Annotated in this window: 23 protein-coding genes; 11 read left to right on the forward strand and 12 right to left on the reverse strand. The window is 67.7% G+C overall.

Going from position 1 to position 20,837, the window contains the following annotated elements; all coding sequences use genetic code 11:
• Nucleotides 1–9: 9 nt before the first annotated feature.
• The 3 genes from AB0N66_RS29790 to AB0N66_RS29800 form a co-directional block, all read right to left on the reverse strand.
• Complete coding sequence (locus AB0N66_RS29790) at nucleotides 10–810, reverse strand: IclR family transcriptional regulator C-terminal domain-containing protein (protein WP_365440856.1); 801 nt, start codon at nucleotides 808–810, stop codon at nucleotides 10–12.
• 450 nt (nucleotides 811–1,260) lie between these two features.
• On the reverse strand, nucleotides 1,261–1,473 hold the full coding sequence (locus AB0N66_RS29795) for a DUF5326 family protein (RefSeq protein ID WP_365440758.1): 213 nt from the start codon (nucleotides 1,471–1,473) through the stop codon (nucleotides 1,261–1,263).
• Nucleotides 1,474–1,637: 164 nt separating this feature from the next.
• Entirely contained in the window at nucleotides 1,638–1,955 is a 318-nt protein-coding gene (locus tag AB0N66_RS29800; protein ID WP_266458532.1) for a cupin domain-containing protein, read from the reverse strand.
• An 81-nt stretch (nucleotides 1,956–2,036) separates the two neighbouring features.
• On the opposite strand from AB0N66_RS29800, the gene AB0N66_RS29805 reads away from it, so the two are divergent.
• The 5 genes from AB0N66_RS29805 (at nucleotide 2,037) to AB0N66_RS29825 (ending at nucleotide 5,862) form a co-directional block, all read left to right on the forward strand.
• Complete coding sequence (locus AB0N66_RS29805) at nucleotides 2,037–2,417, forward strand: phage holin family protein (protein WP_365440761.1); 381 nt, start codon at nucleotides 2,037–2,039, stop codon at nucleotides 2,415–2,417.
• 9 nt (nucleotides 2,418–2,426) lie between these two features.
• Nucleotides 2,427–2,918, forward strand: a complete 492-nt coding sequence (locus AB0N66_RS29810) for a low molecular weight protein-tyrosine-phosphatase (RefSeq protein ID WP_365440763.1) — start codon at nucleotides 2,427–2,429, stop codon at nucleotides 2,916–2,918.
• The gene (locus AB0N66_RS29815; protein ID WP_365440765.1) at nucleotides 2,915–4,060 is read left to right on the forward strand and encodes a cystathionine gamma-lyase; all 1,146 of its coding nucleotides are present in this window, start codon (nucleotides 2,915–2,917) and stop codon (nucleotides 4,058–4,060) included. Before AB0N66_RS29810 ends, AB0N66_RS29815 begins: the two co-directional genes overlap by 4 nt.
• Before the next feature lie 311 nt (nucleotides 4,061–4,371).
• Nucleotides 4,372–5,277, forward strand: a complete 906-nt coding sequence (locus tag AB0N66_RS29820; RefSeq protein ID WP_365440767.1) for a LysR family transcriptional regulator — start codon at nucleotides 4,372–4,374, stop codon at nucleotides 5,275–5,277.
• A gap of 102 nt (nucleotides 5,278–5,379) precedes the next feature.
• Nucleotides 5,380–5,862 (forward strand): NUDIX hydrolase, encoded by a 483-nt coding sequence (locus AB0N66_RS29825; RefSeq protein WP_365440769.1) that lies wholly within the window; start codon nucleotides 5,380–5,382, stop codon nucleotides 5,860–5,862.
• 49 nt (nucleotides 5,863–5,911) lie between these two features.
• Here AB0N66_RS29825 and AB0N66_RS29830 read toward each other — a convergent pair whose 3' ends face one another.
• Complete coding sequence (locus AB0N66_RS29830) at nucleotides 5,912–7,582, reverse strand: globin domain-containing protein (protein WP_365440771.1); 1,671 nt, start codon at nucleotides 7,580–7,582, stop codon at nucleotides 5,912–5,914.
• A gap of 820 nt (nucleotides 7,583–8,402) precedes the next feature.
• Here AB0N66_RS29830 and AB0N66_RS29835 point away from each other — a divergent pair.
• Nucleotides 8,403–9,269, forward strand: a complete 867-nt coding sequence (locus AB0N66_RS29835; protein WP_365440773.1) for a GNAT family N-acetyltransferase — start codon at nucleotides 8,403–8,405, stop codon at nucleotides 9,267–9,269.
• An 85-nt stretch (nucleotides 9,270–9,354) separates the two neighbouring features.
• Here the strand turns inward: AB0N66_RS29835 and AB0N66_RS29840 are convergent, their stop codons facing one another.
• Nucleotides 9,355–9,777, reverse strand: a complete 423-nt coding sequence (locus AB0N66_RS29840; RefSeq protein ID WP_365440775.1) for a heme-binding protein — start codon at nucleotides 9,775–9,777, stop codon at nucleotides 9,355–9,357.
• Nucleotides 9,778–9,876: 99 nt separating this feature from the next.
• On the reverse strand, nucleotides 9,877–11,085 hold the full coding sequence (locus AB0N66_RS29845; protein WP_365440777.1) for an MFS transporter: 1,209 nt from the start codon (nucleotides 11,083–11,085) through the stop codon (nucleotides 9,877–9,879).
• Between the two features lie 141 nt (nucleotides 11,086–11,226).
• On the opposite strand from AB0N66_RS29845, the gene AB0N66_RS29850 reads away from it, so the two are divergent.
• Nucleotides 11,227–11,685: a MarR family transcriptional regulator gene (locus tag AB0N66_RS29850; protein WP_365440779.1), complete on the forward strand. Its 459-nt coding sequence runs from the start codon at nucleotides 11,227–11,229 to the stop codon at nucleotides 11,683–11,685.
• Nucleotides 11,686–11,725: 40 nt separating this feature from the next.
• Complete coding sequence (locus AB0N66_RS29855) at nucleotides 11,726–12,178, forward strand: GNAT family N-acetyltransferase (RefSeq protein ID WP_365440781.1); 453 nt, start codon at nucleotides 11,726–11,728, stop codon at nucleotides 12,176–12,178.
• 72 nt (nucleotides 12,179–12,250) lie between these two features.
• Here the strand turns inward: AB0N66_RS29855 and AB0N66_RS29860 are convergent, their stop codons facing one another.
• Nucleotides 12,251–13,636, reverse strand: a complete 1,386-nt coding sequence (locus AB0N66_RS29860) for a serine hydrolase domain-containing protein (protein ID WP_365440783.1) — start codon at nucleotides 13,634–13,636, stop codon at nucleotides 12,251–12,253.
• A 101-nt stretch (nucleotides 13,637–13,737) separates the two neighbouring features.
• Entirely contained in the window at nucleotides 13,738–15,213 is a 1,476-nt protein-coding gene (dnaB, locus tag AB0N66_RS29865) for a replicative DNA helicase (RefSeq protein WP_365440785.1), read from the reverse strand.
• Between the two features lie 459 nt (nucleotides 15,214–15,672).
• On the opposite strand from dnaB, the gene AB0N66_RS29870 reads away from it, so the two are divergent.
• Nucleotides 15,673–17,010, forward strand: a complete 1,338-nt coding sequence (locus tag AB0N66_RS29870) for an MATE family efflux transporter (protein ID WP_365440787.1) — start codon at nucleotides 15,673–15,675, stop codon at nucleotides 17,008–17,010.
• Between the two features lie 145 nt (nucleotides 17,011–17,155).
• Here the strand turns inward: AB0N66_RS29870 and rplI are convergent, their stop codons facing one another.
• The 4 genes from rplI to rpsF all read right to left on the reverse strand — a co-directional run bounded on the left by rplI (nucleotide 17,156) and on the right by rpsF (nucleotide 18,908).
• Nucleotides 17,156–17,602: a 50S ribosomal protein L9 gene (gene rplI, locus AB0N66_RS29875; protein WP_266458477.1), complete on the reverse strand. Its 447-nt coding sequence runs from the start codon at nucleotides 17,600–17,602 to the stop codon at nucleotides 17,156–17,158.
• Nucleotides 17,603–17,620: 18 nt separating this feature from the next.
• Nucleotides 17,621–17,857 carry a 30S ribosomal protein S18 gene (gene rpsR, locus AB0N66_RS29880; protein WP_003949403.1) on the reverse strand — a complete coding sequence of 79 codons (237 nt, stop codon included), beginning with the start codon at nucleotides 17,855–17,857 and terminating at the stop codon, nucleotides 17,621–17,623.
• A 50-nt stretch (nucleotides 17,858–17,907) separates the two neighbouring features.
• Nucleotides 17,908–18,540, reverse strand: a complete 633-nt coding sequence (locus tag AB0N66_RS29885; RefSeq protein ID WP_365440790.1) for a single-stranded DNA-binding protein — start codon at nucleotides 18,538–18,540, stop codon at nucleotides 17,908–17,910.
• 77 nt (nucleotides 18,541–18,617) lie between these two features.
• Nucleotides 18,618–18,908 carry a 30S ribosomal protein S6 gene (gene rpsF, locus AB0N66_RS29890; protein ID WP_073787253.1) on the reverse strand — a complete coding sequence of 97 codons (291 nt, stop codon included), beginning with the start codon at nucleotides 18,906–18,908 and terminating at the stop codon, nucleotides 18,618–18,620.
• Nucleotides 18,909–19,195: 287 nt separating this feature from the next.
• Between rpsF and AB0N66_RS29895 the strand changes: the two genes are divergently transcribed.
• Both AB0N66_RS29895 and femX read left to right on the forward strand, forming a co-directional pair.
• Nucleotides 19,196–19,510 (forward strand): hypothetical protein, encoded by a 315-nt coding sequence (locus AB0N66_RS29895; RefSeq protein WP_365440793.1) that lies wholly within the window; start codon nucleotides 19,196–19,198, stop codon nucleotides 19,508–19,510.
• A gap of 167 nt (nucleotides 19,511–19,677) precedes the next feature.
• Complete coding sequence (femX, locus tag AB0N66_RS29900; RefSeq protein WP_365440795.1) at nucleotides 19,678–20,799, forward strand: peptidoglycan bridge formation glycyltransferase FemX; 1,122 nt, start codon at nucleotides 19,678–19,680, stop codon at nucleotides 20,797–20,799.
• Nucleotides 20,800–20,837 lie beyond the last annotated feature (38 nt).

Here is a 20,837-nt window from a genome sequence, read left to right on the forward strand (position 1 = left end):
AGTGAGTTTTCAGATACTGATAGAGATGGCGAGTGTCCCTGGCAGCCTGCCGATTTCCTCTTGCAACTGGCGTGCGGCGGGCAGGAGTCGGTCAGCCTGGTGCGACGGCACGGAGATGGCCATGGTCGACGCGGTGGTGCCGACAGTGAGGGGAATCGCGGCGCAGACCGTGCCCAGCGCGTACTCCTGTCGTTCAACTACGAGCTCCATCCGCCCCACGCGCTCCAAGCGCCGCAGCAGGTTGTCACTGTCACGCACCGTGTACGGAGTGATCGACTGCACCGGATAGCGGTCGAGATGATCCCTGCGGACCTTCTCGTCCAGCTGCGACAGCAAACACTGACCGATCGCGTGGGCGTGCCCGGTCTCCCGGAAGTCGGCCCACTCCTCGACCGCGGGATTGCCCGGGCTGTCGGCGACGCACACGACCTCGATCTCGCCGTCGCGGTACGTCGCGTAGTACACGGGTACGCCGATCAAATCGCGCCAGTGCGCGAGCAGGTCGCTCACCGTGCTGCGACGTTTCTGCTGGGCTCCGCTGCTGCTCAATCGCTCGGCGGCCTCGCCGAGGAAGAACAGTCCCTTCTCGCGGCGCAGATAGCCCTCGTGAGCCAGAGTGCGCAGCAGGTGGTACGCCGTCGGCAGCGCGAGCCCTGCCTCCCGGGCGAGCTGTTTGGCGGGCGCACCGTGCTCGCGCGCGGCGACGGCCTCCAGGAGGCGCATCGCCCGCTGTACGGAGCCGATGAGGGTCGTGGGGTGCGGCTCCAGCGGCGCGGCCTCCGCCGGGGGCGTTCGTGCCCCGGCGAGCAGGGCGTGGGCGGCCGCGGGTGGAGTGCGCGTGGCCGCGGGCGGCGGAGCGTCCTGCTCAGCGGTTGCCGTCCGTCCGTCGTGCGTCTCTGCGGGCGAAGTCTTCGCGCGCGCCTCTCCGGGCGACGTGCGCGGCTGGGTCGGCGGGACACGAGACCCCGCAGTCGCTCCGGACCGCTGGACAGGTGGAGCGTGTGATGTTGCGGGCACGGTGTCAACGGTGGCCAAGGGGCACTCCCTGAGCGCGAGGGGGACCGCCCGTGCGGGGGAACACGGGAGGGAGGTGTGCGCTGCTCGCGGGGTCGACCCCGCGTCGAGCTTCCGGACTTTAACTGCCGGCCGCCGCTCGCAGACCGCCCCACCGGGAAACTTCCCCCTGCCGAGGGAACCTCGGCTTCCCTTTACCGGCCCACCCGTTACCGATCGCTCACCCGCTCGCGCCTCCCCGTCACCTCACCAGTCGCCGCGCGACGACGAACTCGTCGTGAACTTTCGCACGACGTAGATCAGGCCGCCGACCAGCGCGACGAAGATCAGCGCCTTGAAGAGCAGGCCGATGACGAAGCCGACGACGGTCGCTATCAGGCCACCGAACACCACGAGGGCGATGACCGGCACCGCGACCCACTTCACCCACCACGGCATACCGTTGAAGATCTCTCGCATCGCCCTTGTCCTTGCCTCTGTCCGCCCGTCGCCCCAAGTCCGGGGCACTGATTCCGGGTTCTTTGGTGTCTCGCATTCGATGCTAGATCGGAGAGGAACCGGACGGGGGCCCCGCATCCCTTGTTCCCCCCTGACCGTTCCCCTAGGGAACCCCGAGACGGCAGTCAGCTCTCGGGCGGAGAGAACACCACCAGAACCCGTAGGTCCTCGGTGATGTGATGGAACTTGTGGGCGACCCCCGCGGGTACGTAGACGACGCTTCCCCGCGCCACCTGCGTGGTCTCCAGACCGACCGTGATCGAGGCACGCCCGCTCACGATGAAGTACACCTCGTCCTGCTGGTGCGGCCGCTGCGGGTCCTGGTCCCCCGCGTCGAGCGCGTACAGACCGACCGACATGTTCCGCTCTCGCAGAAACTGCAGATAGGCACCGTCGTTGGCGGCGCGTTCCGCCTCCAGTTCATCCAGCCGGAATGCCTTCATCGCCCTCGTCCACTCTCGTACGCGGTCTGCTCTGTCCACAGCCGCGCTCGCCAGTCGATCTCTTCTGCCACGATCAGACACATGAAGAATTTCGTAGTCAAGACGATCGCCAACGCGGCGGCCCTGGCCATCGCCGTCTGGGTGCTGGACAAGATCACCCTGACCGGTGACAGCACGGGCAAGAAGGTCGGCACACTCCTACTCGTAGCACTGGTGTTCGGCCTGGTGAACTTCCTGGTCAAGCCGGTCGTGAAGGTGCTGACCTTCCCGCTCTTCATCCTCACGCTCGGCCTGATCACACTGGTGGTCAACGCCCTGATGCTGCTGCTCACCTCATGGCTGTCCGACAAGCTGGACCTGAGTTTCCACGTCGAGGGCTTCTGGACCGCCGTCCTGGGCGGCCTGATCATCTCGATCGTGTCCTGGGCGCTCAACGTCGTCCTGCCCGACGGCAAGGACTGAGTGCGTCCGATGACCTTCTCCATCTGCTTCGTCTGCACCGGCAACATCTGCCGCTCCCCGATGGCCGAGTCCGTCTTCCGTGCCCGCATAGAGGAGGCCGGGCTCGACAGCCTGGTCGAGGTCGACAGCGCGGGCACGGGCGGCTGGCACGAGGGCGACGGCGCCGACCCACGCACAGTCGCCGTGCTGGAGGCGCACGGCTACGGGAGCGACCATGCGGCCCGGCAGTTCCAGGCCTCGTGGTTCGCCCGCCTCGACCTCGTCATCGCCCTCGACTCCGGCCACCTCAAGGCCCTGCGCCGCCTCGCACCCACACCTCAGGACGCGGAGAAGGTCCGACTGCTGCGTTCGTACGACCCCGCCGCGGGCGCCGATCCCGACGTCCCCGATCCGTATTACGGACATATCGAGGGCTTCGAGGATTGTCTTGAGATGGTGGAGGCGGCGAGCCGCGGGCTGCTCGCCGCCGTGCAGGAGCAAGTGGAGGGACGAGCGGCATGACGTCAGGGGATTTCGTCACCGGGAGCGGTGACGGCACGCGCGCCGTGCGGGCCGGACTGCCCGAACCCGTCAAGTACGAGCCGACGCTCCCGGGCCCGGTCTTCGCCGCGCACTTCCATCTGCCGGGGGAACCCACCGGCCCGTACACCTACGGCCGTGACGAGAACCCGACCTGGACACTCCTGGAGAGCGCCATCGGCGAGCTGGAAGCCCCGGGCCAGGACGGCGTCGAGACGCTCGCCTTCCCCTCGGGCATGGCCGCCATCTCGGCGGTGCTCTTCTCCCAGCTGCGGGCCGGCGACATCGTGGTACTGCCGGACGACGGCTACCAGGTGCTGCCACTGGTGCGGGAGCAGCTGACCGCGTTCGGCATCGAGGTACGCACGGCCCCGACCGGCGGCGACGCCCAGCTCGACGTCCTCGACGGCGCGAAGCTGCTGTGGATCGAGACCCCGTCGAACCCGGGGCTCGACGTGTGCGACGTACGGCGGCTCGTGACGGCGGCACACGAACAGGGCACCCTCGTCGCCGTCGACAACACACTGGCGACCCCTCTCGGGCAGCGCCCGCTGGAGCTCGGCGCCGACTTCTCCGTGGCCAGCGGCACCAAGATGCTCACCGGGCACGGCGACATCCTCCTGGGATACGTCACCGGGCGCGACGCCGCTCTGATGACTCCCGTACGGCGCTGGCGCAAGGTCGTCGGCGCGATCCTCGGGCCCATGGAGGCATGGCTGGCACACCGCTCGCTCGCCACCCTCCACCTGCGTGCCGACCGGCAGACAGCCAACGCCCTGACGATCGCCGAGGCGCTGCGGAATCGGTCCGAGGTGACCGGGCTGCGCTACCCGGGGCTGCCCGACGACCCCTCGTACAAGATCGCCTCGCAGCAGATGCGGCGCTTCGGGTGCGTGGTGTCCTTCACGCTGCCCACGCGCGCGCGTGCCGATCGTTTTCTCGACGCGCTGCGGCTGGTGGACGACGCGACGAGCTTCGGCGGGGTACGGTCCACGGCCGAGCGGCGCGGACGATGGGGCGGGGACGCGGTGCCCGAGGGCTTCATCCGTTTCTCCGCAGGCGCCGAGGATCCGGAGGACCTGGTGGCGGACGTGCTGCGGGCGCTCGACGAGTCCGGGGACTGAGTCTTCAACGATCAGCGCCTTCACCGATCCGAGGGCCGAGCCCTTCTCGTCCGCGGGCCGAGTTCTTCCCGGGCGACCGGTGAGCGAGCGGCAACGCCCGTCCGAGCTGGGAGTTGTGGCACTTCGCTACGCACAACAGACGGTCCGAGCCTCCCCCCTCGTGGCTCGGACCGTCCCGGTTCCACGCGCGAAGAACCGCGCGCACAAGGCTAGTTGACTCTTTGTCAGTGTCCAATCACAGTAGCGACAGCGACCTATCGACTTATTTATAGTTGGGGCTCGGCCGGGAGCGGTGGGAGGGGAGTGGCACCATGGATCTGGCGCTGCTGCGGACGTTCGTGACCGTGCACCGTGCCGGTTCCTTCACCCGGGCCGCCGCACTGCTCGGACTCTCGCAGCCTGCCGTCACCTCACAGATCCGCGCACTGGAGCGGCAGTTGGGGAGGCCACTCTTCCTGCGTCAGGCGCGCGGGGTGACACCCACGACCATCGGCGACGAGCTCGCCCACAAGGCCGCACCGCACCTTGACGCCCTGGTGGAGATCGCCGAGACCGGGCTCGAAGTGGACTCCTCCTTACGGACCCTGCACCTCGCCGGGCCGCCGGAGTTCACCGCCGAACGCGCCCTGCCCGCGCTGACGGAGCTGACGGGCGACGACGGCCAGGGTTTCGCGCTGCGCGCCTCCTTCGGGAACGCAGAAGAAACGCTGGACGGGCTCTCTGCCGGACATCACGATCTGGCCATCACCACAGCCCAACCGCGCGGCCCGCTGCTCACCGCGACTCCGCTCTGCGACGAGGAGCACGTCCTGGTCGCCGCCCCGCGCTGGGCCTCCCGCATAGGTCCCGGCAAGCTGCACCGCAAGGGCGCCCACACGCTGGAGAATTTCCCCGTCGTCGAGGTGCACGAGTCCCTTCCTCTCGTCGCCCGCTACTGGGCCTCCGTCTTCGACTGCCGCCCGGCGGCCTCCGGCACTGTCGTCGTGCCTGATCTCCGCGCGGTACTCGCCTGCGCTGCCACGGGCGCGGGGCTCGCCGTGCTGCCCCGGTATCTGTGCACCGCCGCCCTGGAGCGCGGGGATGTCGTGGCGCTCCTCGATCCGGCGGTGCCTCCGCTGCGTACCTACTTTCTGGTGGTCCGCACCGGCACGCTCGCCATGCCACATATCGCACGGGCACACGAGTGGCTGCTGCGTGCCGCGGCCGACTGGTCGTGAAGTCCCCTCCCGGGCCCCCGACCTCCCCCTTCTGAGTCATCTCCTGACACCCCAGCGGCTTCGCGATGTTTCACGTGGAACCAACCGGGCCACATTCCTCCCATGACCGTCCGACCCGTGGTCAAGCGCACCGCCCGCGCCATCCTGCTGGATGGCGACGACCTGATTCTCATCAAGCGCACCAAGCCCGGCGTCGACCCCTACTGGCTCACACCGGGTGGCGGGGTCGAACCGGAGGACGCAACTGTCGTCGACGCCCTCCACCGTGAAGTACACGAGGAACTCGGCGCCAAGGTCATCGATGTGGTGCCCTGCTTCGTCGACACCGTCGAGCACATCGGCGACGACGGCGGCGCGACCGGCGTGAAGGTGCAGCACTTCTTCGTCTGCCGTCTGGAGTCCATGGATCCGGCGCTGCGGCATGGCCCCGAGATGGACGAGCCGTGCGGCGAGTACGAGACCGTACGGGTCCCGTTCACCCGGGTCGGCATCGCCTCCGTCCACCTAGTCCCGCTGTCCCTGCGGCACTATCTCGATGGGAACATCGAGGGCGTACGGGCCATGCACGCGCCTGACCTGGGCTGACGCTCTGCCGGGCCACGCCGTGTCAGTCTTGTGCCGACGCGTCCTGAGGTCAGTCCGCAGTGGCGACGAGTTCCTCCACCGCGTCGTGGCGTATGCGGTCCGACGGGATGCCGATGTCCCTGAGGGCGTCCACCCCGCTGCGGATCATCCCGGGCGGACCCGAGAGGTAGGCGTCGTACTCGCTCCACGGCCCGTACTCGCGTATGACATCGGGAAGTTGGAGATGATGGGCCCGCTGGTCGACCACCGGGCGCACCTCGAGCCACGGGTGGCTCTGCTGAAGCCGCAGCATCGTGTCGATGTCGTACAGGTCGTGATCGGTACGGGCACCGTAGAAGACCTCGACCGGGCGCCGCTCCCCGTGCTCGGCGACATCCTCGACCAGCGCCTTGATGGGCGCTATGCCGGTGCCGCCGCCCAGACAGAGCAGTCCGCTGTCGGTGGTGTGGTCGACGGTCATCGAACCGGTCGGCGGGCCGAGCCGGATGATGTCGCCGGGCCGGGCGCGGTGCACCAGCGCGTTGGACACCCAACCTGCCGGAATCGCTTTGACGTGGAAAGAAAGCAGCCCGTCGGAGCGGGGCGCCGAGGCGAACGAGTAGTGGCGCCAGATCCGCGGCCACCACGGCGTCTCCAGGCTCGTGTACTGCCCGGCAAGGAAGGGGTACGGCTGGTCGGGGCGGACCGTGATGACCGCGATGTCTGGAGTCCTGAGGTCGTGCGAGACCACTTCGGCGTACCACCAGGCCGGGGCTCGCAGTTCGTCCCGGGCCGCCGCGTCGATCATGACCTGGGAGATCGTCGTGTACGTGCGGACCCAGGCCGCCTCGGTCTCGGGGTCCCAGACCGCCGAGGCGAACCGGCTGAGTGACCCGATCAGACACTCTCCGACGGCCGGGTAGTGCTCGGGCCTGGTGCCGTACTTGCGGTGTCCACGGCCGAGGTTCTGCAGGTACGCGACGAGGACCTCGGTGTTGTCGATGTGCTCGGCCGCGGTCAGCAGTGCCTTGAGCAGCCGGTCCCGCTGGGTGTCCATCGCGGCGGGGAACAACGACCGCAGTTCCGGGTGACGCACGAAGAGCAGCGCGTAGAAGTAGGAGGTGACCTTGTCGGCGACGGGGCCGGCCTCGGCCATGGTCCGACGGACCAGTACGGCGTCCGGAGACGCCTCAGGAGTGGAGACGGAACTCTGGGCGGGCACGCGCGGCTCCGGCGCGGGAGCGGGCTGCTCCGGGGCCGGTTGGGGCCGCGGAGAGCCGTGGCCTGAATGCGGAGAACCGGGTTCGGGCCTCGGAGAGCCGTACCCGGACTGTGGCGAGGCTTGCTCGGTCTGCGGAGAACCGGGCTCGGGCCGTGCGGGGTCCGACTGCGGTCGTACGGGTTCGGGTGGGGGCCCCTGCTTGCGGTGCACCGCTGGGGCGGCGGGTGCGGCCTCGGGGCGCCGGGTGTGAGCGGTCTCGGAGCGCTCGACGGCCTGTATTCGCTCCTGCGGGGCTGAGCCCTCGCCTGCTCGGGGAGTGCCTCCGGTGTGACCCGCGTCCGTCGGCCTGCTCTCGGTCGACCGGCCCACCGGTCGCAACGCGGCCAGACGGCTCCCCTCCGCCTCCTGCTCCCTGCCGGCGGACGCCGGTGCGGGATCCTTGCGCGGTGTGAACCAGCCGCCCCCGCCGTTGCCGCCGGAAGTGCCGTTGTCGGCCGACGTGGTGGTCGGAGCGTCCATGGGTGTGCCTCGCCTCGAACATCTTTCGGTCGGTCTGCGCACCTCCACGGTCGGAAGATGCCTACTTTCCCCCGCAGACGGCTTGCTTTCTTTCCCGGTTCAGTCCCGGTCGGTCAATGCGGCCACATTGAACCCGGATTACCACTCCGTACGGACAAGTAAGTCGAGAATGTGACATTGACCGCAGTACTTGCAGCATCCCACCCCGAGCCAATGCCTGGCCACATAACGGAGAATGCGGGTCTTCGATCTCTCCGTCCCGTTAGGCTGCATTGGCATGCGTTCGTGCCTCCACGCGACTTGCGCACATCTCGGCGGCCGCGAACCGGACTCGACCATACCGGCAGCCGCCTCAGACACAAGTCCTGCCTTCCTTCAGCACGAATGGGCTGGACCCAAGCCTCCGTCGCCTCAATTGCCGGGCCCGACGGGTCAATTCATAGGCACCCCACAGGGTCCTGCCTGCATAGGGGTAGGTGACTAGGCCCGTCAGATCGCGACCCGTATTGACCGCTACGGATACGGGTACTGCACCGAACTGCTCCCTGTCCGGCAGTGAGTCATCGCGGGCCACACAGTCAGCCCGGTTCACCTCGAATTCTTCACAGAGCCGGTTCGCGATCTGCACTTTGTCCACGGGAGTGGGAATCCCCCACTCGGATCCGTTGGCTCGCCCGAGGCAACGGCCGGGAAGCGCGAGCTGTTTCACGTGAAACATCTGTCCGCGTGCTGTGTGGTTGCGTATGACCTGGCCAAAAGCATGTACGTCTACCCGCAAACAGGTGGACGCCGCGGGTGCGGGTCGGACAGCCTGACCTGCGTGCCGACACCTTCCCTCGCCGCTCTGCCCATTCGTCGCCTGACGCTTCGCGATCTCATCGCCTGCGCCGACTTGTCCGAGGACCGAGGCTGGCCCCGCGAGGAACACAAGTGGGGCCTCCTCCTCGCTGCCGGCACGGGATACGGCATCGACGCAACCGAAGGCGGACTTGTCACAGCCTGCATCGTGACCGAGTACGGACCGCGCGAGCGCCCTGATCTGAGCGCAATCGGCATGGTGCTCGTCGCCGAACGACACGCCCGTCAGGGAGTTGGCCGACGTCTGATGCGGCATGTCGTCGAGGAAATGGGCGCTACCCCACTGACGCTGCACGCCACCCCGTACGGCCGTCCGCTCTATGAGGAGATGGGCTTCAAAGTCACCGGCCGGGCCGAGATGGTCCGCGGCCACTTCACCACCGGCGGGCCGCATCCCAAGGTCTTCACGCGCCCGGCGACGGCCGGCGACCTCAGCGCGATTCTCCGGCTCGACGAGGAGATCTTCGGCTGCGACCGCACCCATGTGATCACCCGACTGCCCGCCTTCTCCGACCAACTGCACGTCGCCGAGGAGCACGGCCGGATCACCGGATACGCAGCCGCCTGGCCCAATATGGACAACCACGTGGTGGGTCCGCTGATCGCCCACGACACAGAGACGGCGAAAGCACTCATCGCCTCGCTTGCCGCTCACATCGACGGCCCTCTGCGCACCGACATCGACGTACGGCACGAAGAGCTGCTGTCCTGGGTGAAGGAGCGTGGCCTCGTGTCCACCAGCTTCAACGCGGTGATGACGTACGGGATCTCGGAGTTGCCCGGCGACTGGACACAACGCTTCGCTCCCCTGACGGTGGCGGCCGGCTAGAAGACGGCGACAGCCTGGCAGCCGACAACAAGAACGCGCCGGTCCACCAGACTTGGGGGACCGGCGCGTCTGCGCTGAATCGCTGTCAGGCGAGTGCCTTCACGGCGGCCACGGCGAAGCCGTGGTCCTGGTCCGGTGCACCGCCGCCGACCCCGATGGCCCCGATCAGGCGGCCGTCACGATGGACCGGTACGCCGCCCGCGATGAACAGAAGCGGGCGGTCGAGCGCGGTGGGCAGGGTGTGGAAGAGGCCGCCGGGCTGGACCGCCTCGACGAGGTCCGCGGTGGCGGAGTCCAACTGGAGTGCTGTGTAGGCCTTGCGGGTGCTGGTCTCGCCGGAGATCAGCACGGCCTGGTCATCGCGGCGGAAAGCCAGCGGGTGACCGCCCGCGTCGAGGACGGTGACGCTGACCCGGACTCCGGAGACTTCGGCGGCACGGTGGGCCGCGGTGACGAGAACCTCGGCGTCCTCAGTGGTCAGCGGGGCAACGGCGGTGGTGGTGCTCATGAGGGGGTTCTCCTTGCAGGTGATGCTGAGTCGCAACAGGTGATGCTGAGTCGAGAGGGTGCGGGGACGGCCCTGGCCCCGCACCGAGCTCCAACCCGGTCAGTGGTGGACGGCGGTCCGCTGTCCGGTGGGCACGCCACCGGCGACGACAGCGCCGCGGGCGCCGGCGCGCCGCTCCAGGGCGGCCGAGAGGACAGCGAGGACGAGCGCACTCGCGGCAAGGACTGCTCCGACCCAGTTGGGGGCGGTGTAGCCCATGCCCGCAGCGATGACGAGGCCGCCGAGCCAGGCCGACAGGGCGTTGCCGAGGTTGAAGGCGCCGATGTTGACAGCAGAGGCCAACGTGGGAGCGCCGTGTGCCTGGTCGAGGACACGCTTCTGTAGCGGCGGCACGGTGGCGAAGCCGAGGGCGCCGATCAGCGCGATCGTGACGGCCGCGAGGATCTTGTTGTGTGCGGTGACCGTGAACAGGGCGAGCACAATGGCGAGGCCGCCCAAGGACACGTACAGCATCGGCATCAGCGCACGGTCGGCGAACTTGCCGCCTATCAGGTTCCCGCCGACCATGCCGAGGCCGAAGAGGACCAGCAGCCAGGTGACGGACCCCTCCGCGAAGCCTGCGACATGCGTCATCATCGGCGCGATGTAGGTGATGGCCGCGAAGACACCGCCGAACCCGAGCACGGTCATCGCCATGGCCAGAAGAACCTGGACGTTCTTGAAGGCGGCCAGCTCGTGACGGAGTTGCACGCCTTCAGGCTTCGGCAGTTCGGGGACCAGCTTGGCGATGCCCAGCAGCCCGATCACGCCGAGCGAGGCAACGCCCGCGAAGGTGACACGCCAGCCGGCGGACTGCCCGATCATTGTGCCCAGCGGGACGCCGACCACATTGGCGACGGTCAGACCGCTGAACATCATGGCGATCGCGCCTGCCTTCTTCTCAGGGGCGACCAGCTCGGCGGCGACCACGGAGCCGATGCCGAAGAAGGCACCGTGGGCAAGGGAGGCGACCACGCGGCCCGTCAGCATCAGCCCGAAAGTCGGGGCGACGGCGGAGAGCAGGTTACCGAGCACGAACAGGCCCATCAGCACCATCAGCATCCGCTTGCGGGACACTTTCGTGCCGAGCGCGGTCATGATCGGGGCGCCGATCACCACACCGAGGGCGTAACCGGTCACCAGCAGTCCGGCGGTGGGGATGGAGACACCGAAGTCACCGGCGACCTGGGGCAGCACACCCATGATCACGAACTCGGTGGTTCCGATTCCGAAGGCCCCGATCGCGAGGGCCAGAAGCGCGAGAGGCATGGTGGGGTACACCTTCCCAGACGATTGCAGTAGCGCTTTGCGTGCGTTCACAATAGTTGCAGACGCGGGTTATGCGCAAGTGCGGGCTATTGCAGTCGTGCTCTATCCTGGATCCAGTCGCTCCGGGACGGAGAAAACGCCATGACAGCCACGGACCCCGCACTCACCGCCCTCTCACAGGGCTGGTGCGCTCTCTCCCTGCTTCACGGGAGGATCGAGGCCCACATCGAGCGGGCCCTGCAGGCCAAGCACGGCCTGAGTGTGCGGGAGTACTCCCTGCTCGACGTGCTCAGCCGGCAGCACGACGGCGAGGGCGGTCATCTGCAGATGAAGCAGGTGGCGGATGCGGTCGTCCTCAGCCAGAGCGCTACCACCCGGCTCGTCACCCGACTCGAGGACCGCGGGCTGCTCTCGCGCTACCTGTGCCCGACCGATCGGCGCGGCATCTACACGAACGTCAGCGAGGCGGGCCTCACCCTCCTCGAAGAGGCGCGCCCCACCAATGACGCCGCCCTGCGCGGGGCGCTCGACGAGGCGGCCGGAAACCCCGAACTGGCCCCACTGGTCCGGGTCGTGGAATCGGCGAAGGTGCCCGCTTAGGCGATGCGCGGGAGTGAGCCCGCTCTCGTAAGGTGCGGCCATGGGAGATCTTGAGATACGAGCCGCCGTTCCGGACGATGTCCCCGCCATCGTCGCGATGCTCGCGGACGACCCGCTGGGAGCCCAGCGGGAGTCGCCGGACGACCTCGCCCCGTACCTGGTCGCCCTGAAACGCTTGAGCGGCGATACAAACCAGCACCTCGTCGTCGCCGTGCGCCAGGGCCTCGTCGTCGGCACCCTCCAGCTCACGGTGATTCCCGGGCTGTCCCGCAAGGGGGCGACCCGCTCGATCATCGAAGGCGTACGTGTCCACGCCGACGAGCGCGGCAGCGGCCTCGGTACCCGGCTCATCGAGTGGGCGATCGAGGAATCCCGGCGCCAGGACTGCCAGTTGGTCCAGCTGACCTCCGACGTCACACGTACTGACGCACACTGGTTCTACGAGCGGCTCGGTTTCACGGGCTCCCACGTGGGCTTCAAGCTGCCGCTCTGAGGAGCGACCCGCGCATACGGCGGGAGGCGGGTGTTTCACGTGAAACACCCGCCTCCCGCCGTTACGCAGCGCCTACCGAACCCCTCGCCAGCCGTCAGGGTCCACCCCACCCGGCACAGGAGCCCCCTCCTCGTACGGCTGACGGGTGAAGGCGAACGACCCGAGGTCGAGGTGGCTCACGGACCCGTCAGGGCGCCGCAGGGGCCGGAGAAGCTCTCCGGCGTAGTAGCCGTCCAGCCCCGTCCAGGTACCGTCACTGTTCGACCGAAAGCGCGCGCCCCGACCCGTGCCGAACAACGGCTCCAGCGAAACGCCCCCGTCGGCGACCAGCCGCAGCCCGAAGGCATGGGTCCCCCAGTACCACTGCCCTGCCAACTCCAGTACCGCTGAGTCCACTTCGGGTAGCGGACGCCAGGGCTCAGGGACCCGGGGCTCGGCCTCCGCCACGATCCGTACCAGATCTGCGGCGACGGTCAGCACAGCCGGTCCCGAGGTGCAGTTGGACAGCACGACCGCCGCCAGGTCGTCCTCCACACTCACCAGCAAACCGGCGAGGAAGCCCGGCAGGGAACCGGAGTGGCCGACGAGGGTCCGGCCGTCACGGTGCACGATCTGCATACCCAGGCCATAAGCGGAACCCGTGGCCAGGTCCGCTGTCTCGGGCGGCGCGGCGGGCGTCCGCATCTCCCGCACGGATTCCGCGCACAGCACCCGGTCGTCGCCCCCAGCAAGGAACACAGCAAAGCGCGCCAAATCCCCAGTGGTGGACCAGAGTTGTCCGGCCGAGGCCATACGGCCAAGGTCCTCGGCCGGTTCCGGCATCATCACGTCCGCCCAGGGGTGGACGGCCCACCCGCCCGCGTGCGGCGCCTGCGGCCGTCCGCTGGTACGGCGCAGTCCCAGCGGCTCGAGCACCTCCCGCTGAAGGACCTCTTCCCAAGGGGCGCCCCGCAGTTCCTCGACCAACGCTCCCAGCAGCGTGTAGCCGGGGTTCGAATAGTGGTGCCGACGCCCGACCGGATGCCGGAAAGGCTGCTCACCCAGCACATCGGCCAGCTCGGGGCGCAGGGAGCCGGGCGTGCGCTCCCACCAGGGAGCGGGTGACTCGGCAGCCAACCCCGCCGTGTGTGCGAGCAGTTCGGCGATGGTGGCCTCCCCCGCACCCGTGCCCGGCAGATGCTTCTCCAGGGGGTCACCGAGATCCAGCAACCCCTCGTCACGCAGCCTCAGCACCAGCACGGCGGTGAAGGTCTTGGTGATGGAGCCGATCCGGTACTGCACGTTCTCGTCCGGCCCGTGCCCGTCCACCGAGGTGCGCGCGCCGGTCCAGATCGTCTCCCGGCCCCGGACCACCGAAGCGACCAGTGACGGCGCCCGTCCTTCGGCCTGAGCGACGGCGATACGGTGCAACAGAGCCCGGCCCGTTGCGGGAAGGAGCTCTTCCTGAGGTGTCGTCATGCCCCCAGTCCACCTGCCCCGGCATCGCACGTCGAGCACATTTTCTCCGAGACCCAGCGAGGTGTCGGAGCCGGGTCTGGCCAGGCCGACGAGATGTCGGATCAGGTCTGCGCCATGTCCACGAAGCGCGAGTAGTGGCCCTGGAAGGCCACCGTGATGGTGGCCGTCGGACCGTTACGGTGCTTGCCCACGATGATGTCCGCCTCGCCCGCGCGCGGTGACTCCTTCTCGTACGCGTCCTCGCGGTGCAGCAGGATGACCATGTCCGCGTCCTGCTCGATCGATCCGGACTCACGCAGGTCGGAGACCATGGGCTTCTTGTCCGTGCGCTGCTCGGGGCCACGGTTGAGCTGAGACAGCGCGATCACCGGCAGCTCCAGCTCCTTGGCCAGCAGCTTCAGGTTTCGCGACATGTCGGAGACCTCCTGCTGCCGGCTCTCGGATCTCTTGCCGCCCGACTGCATCAGCTGCAGATAGTCGATGACCACGAGCTTCAGGTCGGCGCGCTGCTTGAGGCGGCGGCACTTGGCGCGGATCTCCATCATCGACAGGTTCGGGGAGTCGTCGATGTAGAGCGGGGCGGCAGAGACATCGGGCATACGGCGCGCGAGCCGCGTCCAGTCCTCGTCGGTCATCGTGCCGGATCTCATGTGGTGCAGGGCCACACGGGCCTCGGCCGACAGCAGACGCATCGCGATTTCGTTGCGGCCCATTTCGAGCGAGAAGATCACGCTGGGCATGTTGTGCTTGATCGAGCAGGTTCGCGCGAAGTCCAGCGCCAGCGTCGACTTACCCATGGCGGGACGGGCGGCAATGATGATCATCTGGCCCGGGTGGAGACCGTTGGTGAGCGAATCCAGGTCGGTGAAGCCGGTCGGCACGCCGGTCATCTCCCCCGACCGGGATCCGATCGCCTCGATCTCGTCGAGCGCGCCCTCCATGATGTCGCCGAGCGGTAGATAGTCCTCGGTGGTGCGCTGCTCGGTGACCGCGTAGATCTCGGCCTGGGCACTGTTGACGATCTCATCGACGTCGCCGTCGGCCGCGTATCCCATCTGCGTGATACGTGTCCCCGCCTCGACCAGGCGGCGCAGGACCGCGCGCTCGTGCACGATCTCCGCGTAGTACTCGGCGTTCGCCGCCGTTGGGACCGTCTGTACCAGGGTGTGCAGATACGGCGGCCCGCCGACCTTGGTGATCTCACCCCGTTTGGTGAGCTCGGCCGCGACCGTGATGGGGTCGGCGGGCTCGCCCTTCGCATACAGGTCGAGGATCGCCTGGAAGATCGTTTCGTGCGCCGGGCGGTAGAAGTCGTGGCCCTTGAGAACCTCCACGACATCGGCGATGGCGTCCTTGGAGAGGAGCATGCCGCCGAGAACCGACTGCTCGGCGTCCAGGTCCTGCGGCGGTACGCGCTCGAAGGCCGAACCTCCGCCCTCCCACGAGCCGGTGTCCCGGTCGCGGTCGTGCTGCTCGTCGCGGCTCCGGCCGCCGTCTTGGCGCCGACGGGAGGATGGCAGACGATCACTGGGACCGCTGTCGGCCCAAGGGTCGTCCAAGGGCTCGGAAATACTCACCGAGCCACCTCCTCCCGTCCGCGGAGCGGACCTAGCCGTGCCCCTTATTTCTACGGCACAGCACTGACAACTAAGAGGCCCAACTCCGGTTCTGTCGCGTCGTTTTTGCGAGGTTTTCGAGGACGTCGGAGAGAGTGGGCGCCGCCCCACGTTAGGCCCGCGGGCACCGTCAGCCAATCTGGTTATCCACAGGCCATGTGGACGACGGCCCGGATGCTGTGGAGAACCTCACAAAACCTGTGCACGACCCGGTGGACAGGCCTGTGAACAAGCACTCAACATCTCCAAGGAACCCGCCCTGACCTGCCCATTTCCCGTCCACTGGCTGTGCAGAAGAAAAACTTTCCCGGTCGGACCAAGATCGTTGCAAACGGCGTACGACGGCGTGTCCCATCAGACAGCAAGTAAGGGTTCTTCATGGGTTGTATCTATTACCTGTGGAAGATTAGATTGGTGCTCATGACACAGGCTCCCGCGGCGTCCAAGGCTGTCCGACGCCGACACGACCGAGAGATCGTCGCGCTGGCCGTTCCAGCCTTCGGCGCACTCGTCGCCGAGCCACTCTTCCTTATGGCCGACACAGCAATCGTCGGCCATCTCGGCACCGCGCAACTGGCCGGCCTCGGCATTGCCTCAGCCCTTCTCATGACGGCCGTCGGTGTCTTCGTCTTCCTCGCATACGCCACCACGGCTGCCGTCGCCCGCCGCGTCGGCGCGGGAGATCTGCGCGCCGCGATCCGCCAAGGCATGGACGGCATCTGGCTCGCCCTGCTGATCGGCGCAGCCGTCATAGCCGTCACCCTGCCCACGGCACCAGCCCTGATGGAACTCTTCGGCGCCTCGGACACCGCCGCTCCGTACGCCGTCACCTATCTGCGAATCTCGGCACTCGGCATCCCGGCCATGCTCGTCGTGCTCGCGGCCACCGGTGTCCTGCGCGGTCTGCAGGACACAAAAACCCCGCTGTATGTCGCCGTCGCCGGCTTCGTCGCCAACGCCGCTCTCAACGTCGGGCTCGTCTACGGCGCCGGCTTCGGCATCGCAGGTTCCGCCTGGGGCACCGTCATCGCCCAGTGCGGCATGGCCGCGGTCTATCTGTACGTCGTCATCCGCGGCGCCCGGAAGCACGGCGCCTCATTGCGGCCCGATGCCGCTGGGATACGGGCCTGCGCACAGGCCGGTGCGCCCCTGCTGGTGCGCACGCTGTCGCTGCGTGCCATTCTCATGATCGCCACCGCGGTCGCCGCCCGCCTCGGTGACGCCGACATGGCCGCACACCAGATCATCCTGTCGCTGTGGAGCCTGCTCGTCTTCGCACTCGACGCGATCGCCATCGCCGGGCAGGCCATCATCGGACGCTACCTCGGCGCGGGCGACACCCAGGGTGCCCGGGAGGCCTGCCGTCGCATGGTCCAGTGGGGAATCGCCACGGGAGTCGTGCTCGGCCTGCTGGTCATCGCCGCCCGCCCCCTGTTCCTCCCCTTGTTCACCAGCGACTCGGTCGTACAGAACGCGGCGTTGCCCGCCCTGTTGCTGGTCGCCGTGTCGCAGCCGGTCAGCGGGATCGTTTTCGTCCTGGACGGGGTCCTGATGGGTGCGGGCGACGGCCCATATCTGGCCTGGGCGATGCTGCTCACTCTGCTGGTCTTCGCTCCCGTGGCGCTGCTCGTACCCATACTCGGCGGCGGTCTTACCGCGCTCTGGGGAGCAATGACGCTGATGATGACTGTCCGGATGATGACCCTGTGGCTGCGTTCCCGCTCGGGACGCTGGATCGTCACGGGCGCGACGCGCTGAGCGTTTCACGTGAAACCTCCGCCCTGTTTCACGTGAAACGAAGAAGAGTCACGCCTTCGTGAAACCCAACCGCACCGTCGTAGAACGAAGAAGGGCCGCACCCAGCCGGGTACGGCCCTTCCCTCAGCTATGCCGAGCGCGGCGGTCAGGCCGCGACGACCTCGATGTTGACCTTGGCGGCAACCTCGGGGTGCAGACGCACGGACGTCGCGTGGGCGCCCAGGGTCTTGATCGGCGCGCCCAGCTCGATGCGGCGCTTATCGACCTCGGGGCCACCGGAAGCCTTGATCGCCGAGGCGATGTCGGCCGGGGTGACGGAACCGAAGAGTCGACCGGCGTCGCCGGAGCGAACAGCCAGACGGACCTTCACGCCTTCGAGGCGGGCCTTGATCTCGTTGGCCTGCTCGATGGTCGCGATCTCGTGGATCTTGCGAGCACGACGAATCTGCTCGACGTCCTTCTCGCCGCCCTTGGTCCAGCGGATCGCAAAGTTCCGCGGGATCAGGTAGTTGCGAGCGTAACCGTCCTTGACGTCGACGACGTCGCCCGCGGCACCGAGGCCAGAGACCTCGTGGGTAAGGATGATCTTCATATGTCAGTCACCCTTCCCTTATCGCGCGGTGGAGGTGTAGGGCAGCAGCGCCATCTCACGGCTGTTCTTCACAGCCGTGGCGACGTCACGCTGGTGCTGCGTGCAGTTGCCGGTCACGCGGCGGGCACGGATCTTGCCGCGGTCGGAAATGAACTTCCGCAGCATGTTCGTGTCCTTGTAGTCCACGTACGTGACCTTGTCCTTGCAGAAAGCGCAGACCTTCTTCTTAGGCTTGCGCACAGGCGGCTTCGCCATGGTGTTTCTCCTGTGTGATCAAGAAGTTGGGGGTACGAGCCCCACCCCTTTTAGAAGGGGGGCTCGTCCGAGTAGCCGCCGCCAGAGCCACCAGAAGCGCCGGAGCCGGTCGAGCCGCCGGAGCTTCCGCCCCAGCCGCCACCGCCACCGCCACCGCCACCGCCCTGATTGCCACCGGCAGGAGTGCTGGTCGCCCAGGGGTCTTCGGCGGGAGCGCCGCCACCCTGCGGCTGACCGCCGCCGGAGCTTCCGCCCCAGCTGCCGCCCTGCTGACCGCCGCCACCGCCGCCGCCGCTGTATCCGCCCTGACCGCCTCGGCCCGTGGTCTTGGTGACCTTGGCCGTGGCGCTCTTCAGGCTGGCGCCGACTTCTTCGACGTCCAGTTCGTAGACCGTGCGCTTGACGCCCTCACGGTCCTCGTAGGACCGCTGCTTCAGCCGGCCCTGCACGATGACGCGCATGCCTCGCTGGAGCGATTCGGCGACGTTCTCCGCCGCCTGACGCCAGACCGAGCAGGTCAGGAACAGGCTTTCGCCGTCCTTCCACTCATTGGTCTGTCGGTCAAAGGTGCGGGGGGTGGACGCGACACGGAACTTCGCGACCGCCGCACCGGAAGGGGTGAAGCGCAGCTCGGGGTCGTCGACAAGATTGCCGACGACCGTGATGACGGTCTCGCCTGCCATGGGGGAACCTCTCGGCGGGTTTGCTGCTGGCTGCTGGTGCTGCTACTCGAATCCCGGGATCAGCTGAGCTGGAGAGCTCAGTGGGTCTCGGGACGGAGGACCTTGGTCCGGAGGACCGACTCGTTCAGGTTCATCTGTCGGTCGAGCTCCTTGACGATCGCGGGCTCAGCCTGCAGATCGATGACCGAGTAGATGCCCTCGGGCTTCTTCTTGATCTCGTAGGACAGACGACGACGGCCCCAGGTGTCGACCTTCTCGACCTTTCCGTTGCCCTCACGGACGACGGAGAGGAAGTTCTCGATCAGCGGAGAGACAGCGCGCTCTTCGAGATCGGGGTCGAGGATGACCATCACTTCGTAGTGACGCATATGGAACCCACCTCCTTTGGACTCAGCGGCCACGGTCGTTCCGTGGCAGGAGGGTTGTGATGCGTACGCAACGGTATCGGCCGCCACTGACAATCGGGCTCCCCGAGCGGCGAACCGAACGGGATTCCCTGTCGTGACCTGGCCATGGCCTGGGCAGACACCGGTGCAGAGGATACAGACTACCTGCACATGGGCTTCCGGTTGAAATCCGACCGGGTTGAGCGTCAATCTGTACACATCGGGTGTGTATGGCGCTACAGTGCGCCGCCTTCCGCAGGAGGTGCCTTATGGCACAGACATTGCGACCCAACACCGTCGGTTCCCTGCTCGCCACCGACCACAAGCCCCACCCCCTCCAGGACACACTGGTCGGGCTGACCCTGGTGCTCGGGGTGACGGCCTTCATCACGGCCCAGTTCCACAGCCTTCATCTGCTCAGCTCCTGGACAGGGTTGGTGGGCATCCTGACCGGCGCCGGTGGACAGTTCATCTCGGAGACGACACGGGAGCGCTTCGGGCTGATCCTGGGTCTCGGTGCCGCGGGAGTCGGTTTCTTCCTGGGCATGGCACATGGCGGCCTGTTCGGCGGCGTCATCGGCTGACGGCCCGCCAGACGGCCGAACAACACCTCAGGGCGTCCTGGCCGCGTATCGGTCGGGGCGCAGCTTCCATACGGCCAGACGAGGCGCTCGCAGGGCGCAGTAGGCTTCGGCGCGAGAGCCGGAGCCCCTGTACCCATGGGGACACACCAGCCCGAGGAGCGCCCGGAATGAGCCTGACCCTGAGGACCATCAGCCGTGAGCAGCATCTGGCATACATCCAGAGTCTGCCCGCGGCTAGCCACATGCAGGTCCCGGCCTGGGCAGACGTCAAGGCGGAGTGGCGCTCCGAGAACCTCGGGTGGTTCGACGACAAGTCCGGCGAGATGGTCGGGGCGGGTCTTGTGCTGTACCGCCAGCTGCCCAAGATCAAGCGCTATCTCGCCTATCTGCCCGAGGGTCCGGTCATCAACTGGTTCGCTCCGAACCTCGGCGACTGGCTGGAGCCGATGCTCGCGCACCTCAAGCAGCAGGGCGCCTTCTCCGTGAAGATGGGCCCGCCGGTGATCATCCGGCGCTGGGAGGCCACCTCCATCAAGGGCGGCATCCAGAACCCGGACGTGAAGCGCCTGCGTGACATCGAGGCGGACTTCATCGAACCGCGCGCCTTCGAGGTCGCCGACAAACTGCGCCGCATGGGCTGGCAGCAGGGTGAGGACGGCGGCGCCGGCTTCGGCGACGTACAGCCCCGCTACGTCTTCCAGGTGCCGCTCGCCAACCGCTCCCTGGAAGAGGTCCACAAGAACTTCAACCAGCTGTGGCGCCGCAACATCAAGAAGGCCGAGAAGGCGGGCGTGGAGGTCGTCCAGGGCGGCTACCAGGACCTGGAGGAGTGGCAGCGGCTGTACGAGATCACCGCGACCCGCGACCACTTCCGGCCCCGCCCGCTGTCGTACTTCCAACGCATGTGGACGGCCCTCAACAACGAGGACCCCAACCGCATGCGGCTCTACTTCGCCCAGCACAACGGCGTGAACCTGTCCGCCGCGACGATGCTGGTCGTCGGCGGGCACGTCTGGTACTCCTACGGCGCCTCGGACAACATCGGGCGGGAGGTCCGGCCCTCGAACGCGATGCAGTGGCGGATGCTGCGGGACTCGTACGCGCTCGGGGCGACCGTCTACGACCTGCGCGGTATCTCCGACTCGCTGGACGAGACCGACCATCTCTTCGGCCTGATCCAGTTCAAGGTGGGCACGGGCGGGGAGGCCGCGGAGTATCTCGGCGAATGGGACTTCCCGCTCAACAAGCTGCTCCACAAGGCACTCGACATCTACATGTCGCGCCGCTGACCCGGCCCGATCCGCATGCCGTGCCCTTGACCGGGCCC

It is taken from the genome of Streptomyces sp. NPDC093544 (assembly GCF_040683495.1).
Classification (GTDB): domain Bacteria; phylum Actinomycetota; class Actinomycetes; order Streptomycetales; family Streptomycetaceae; genus Streptomyces.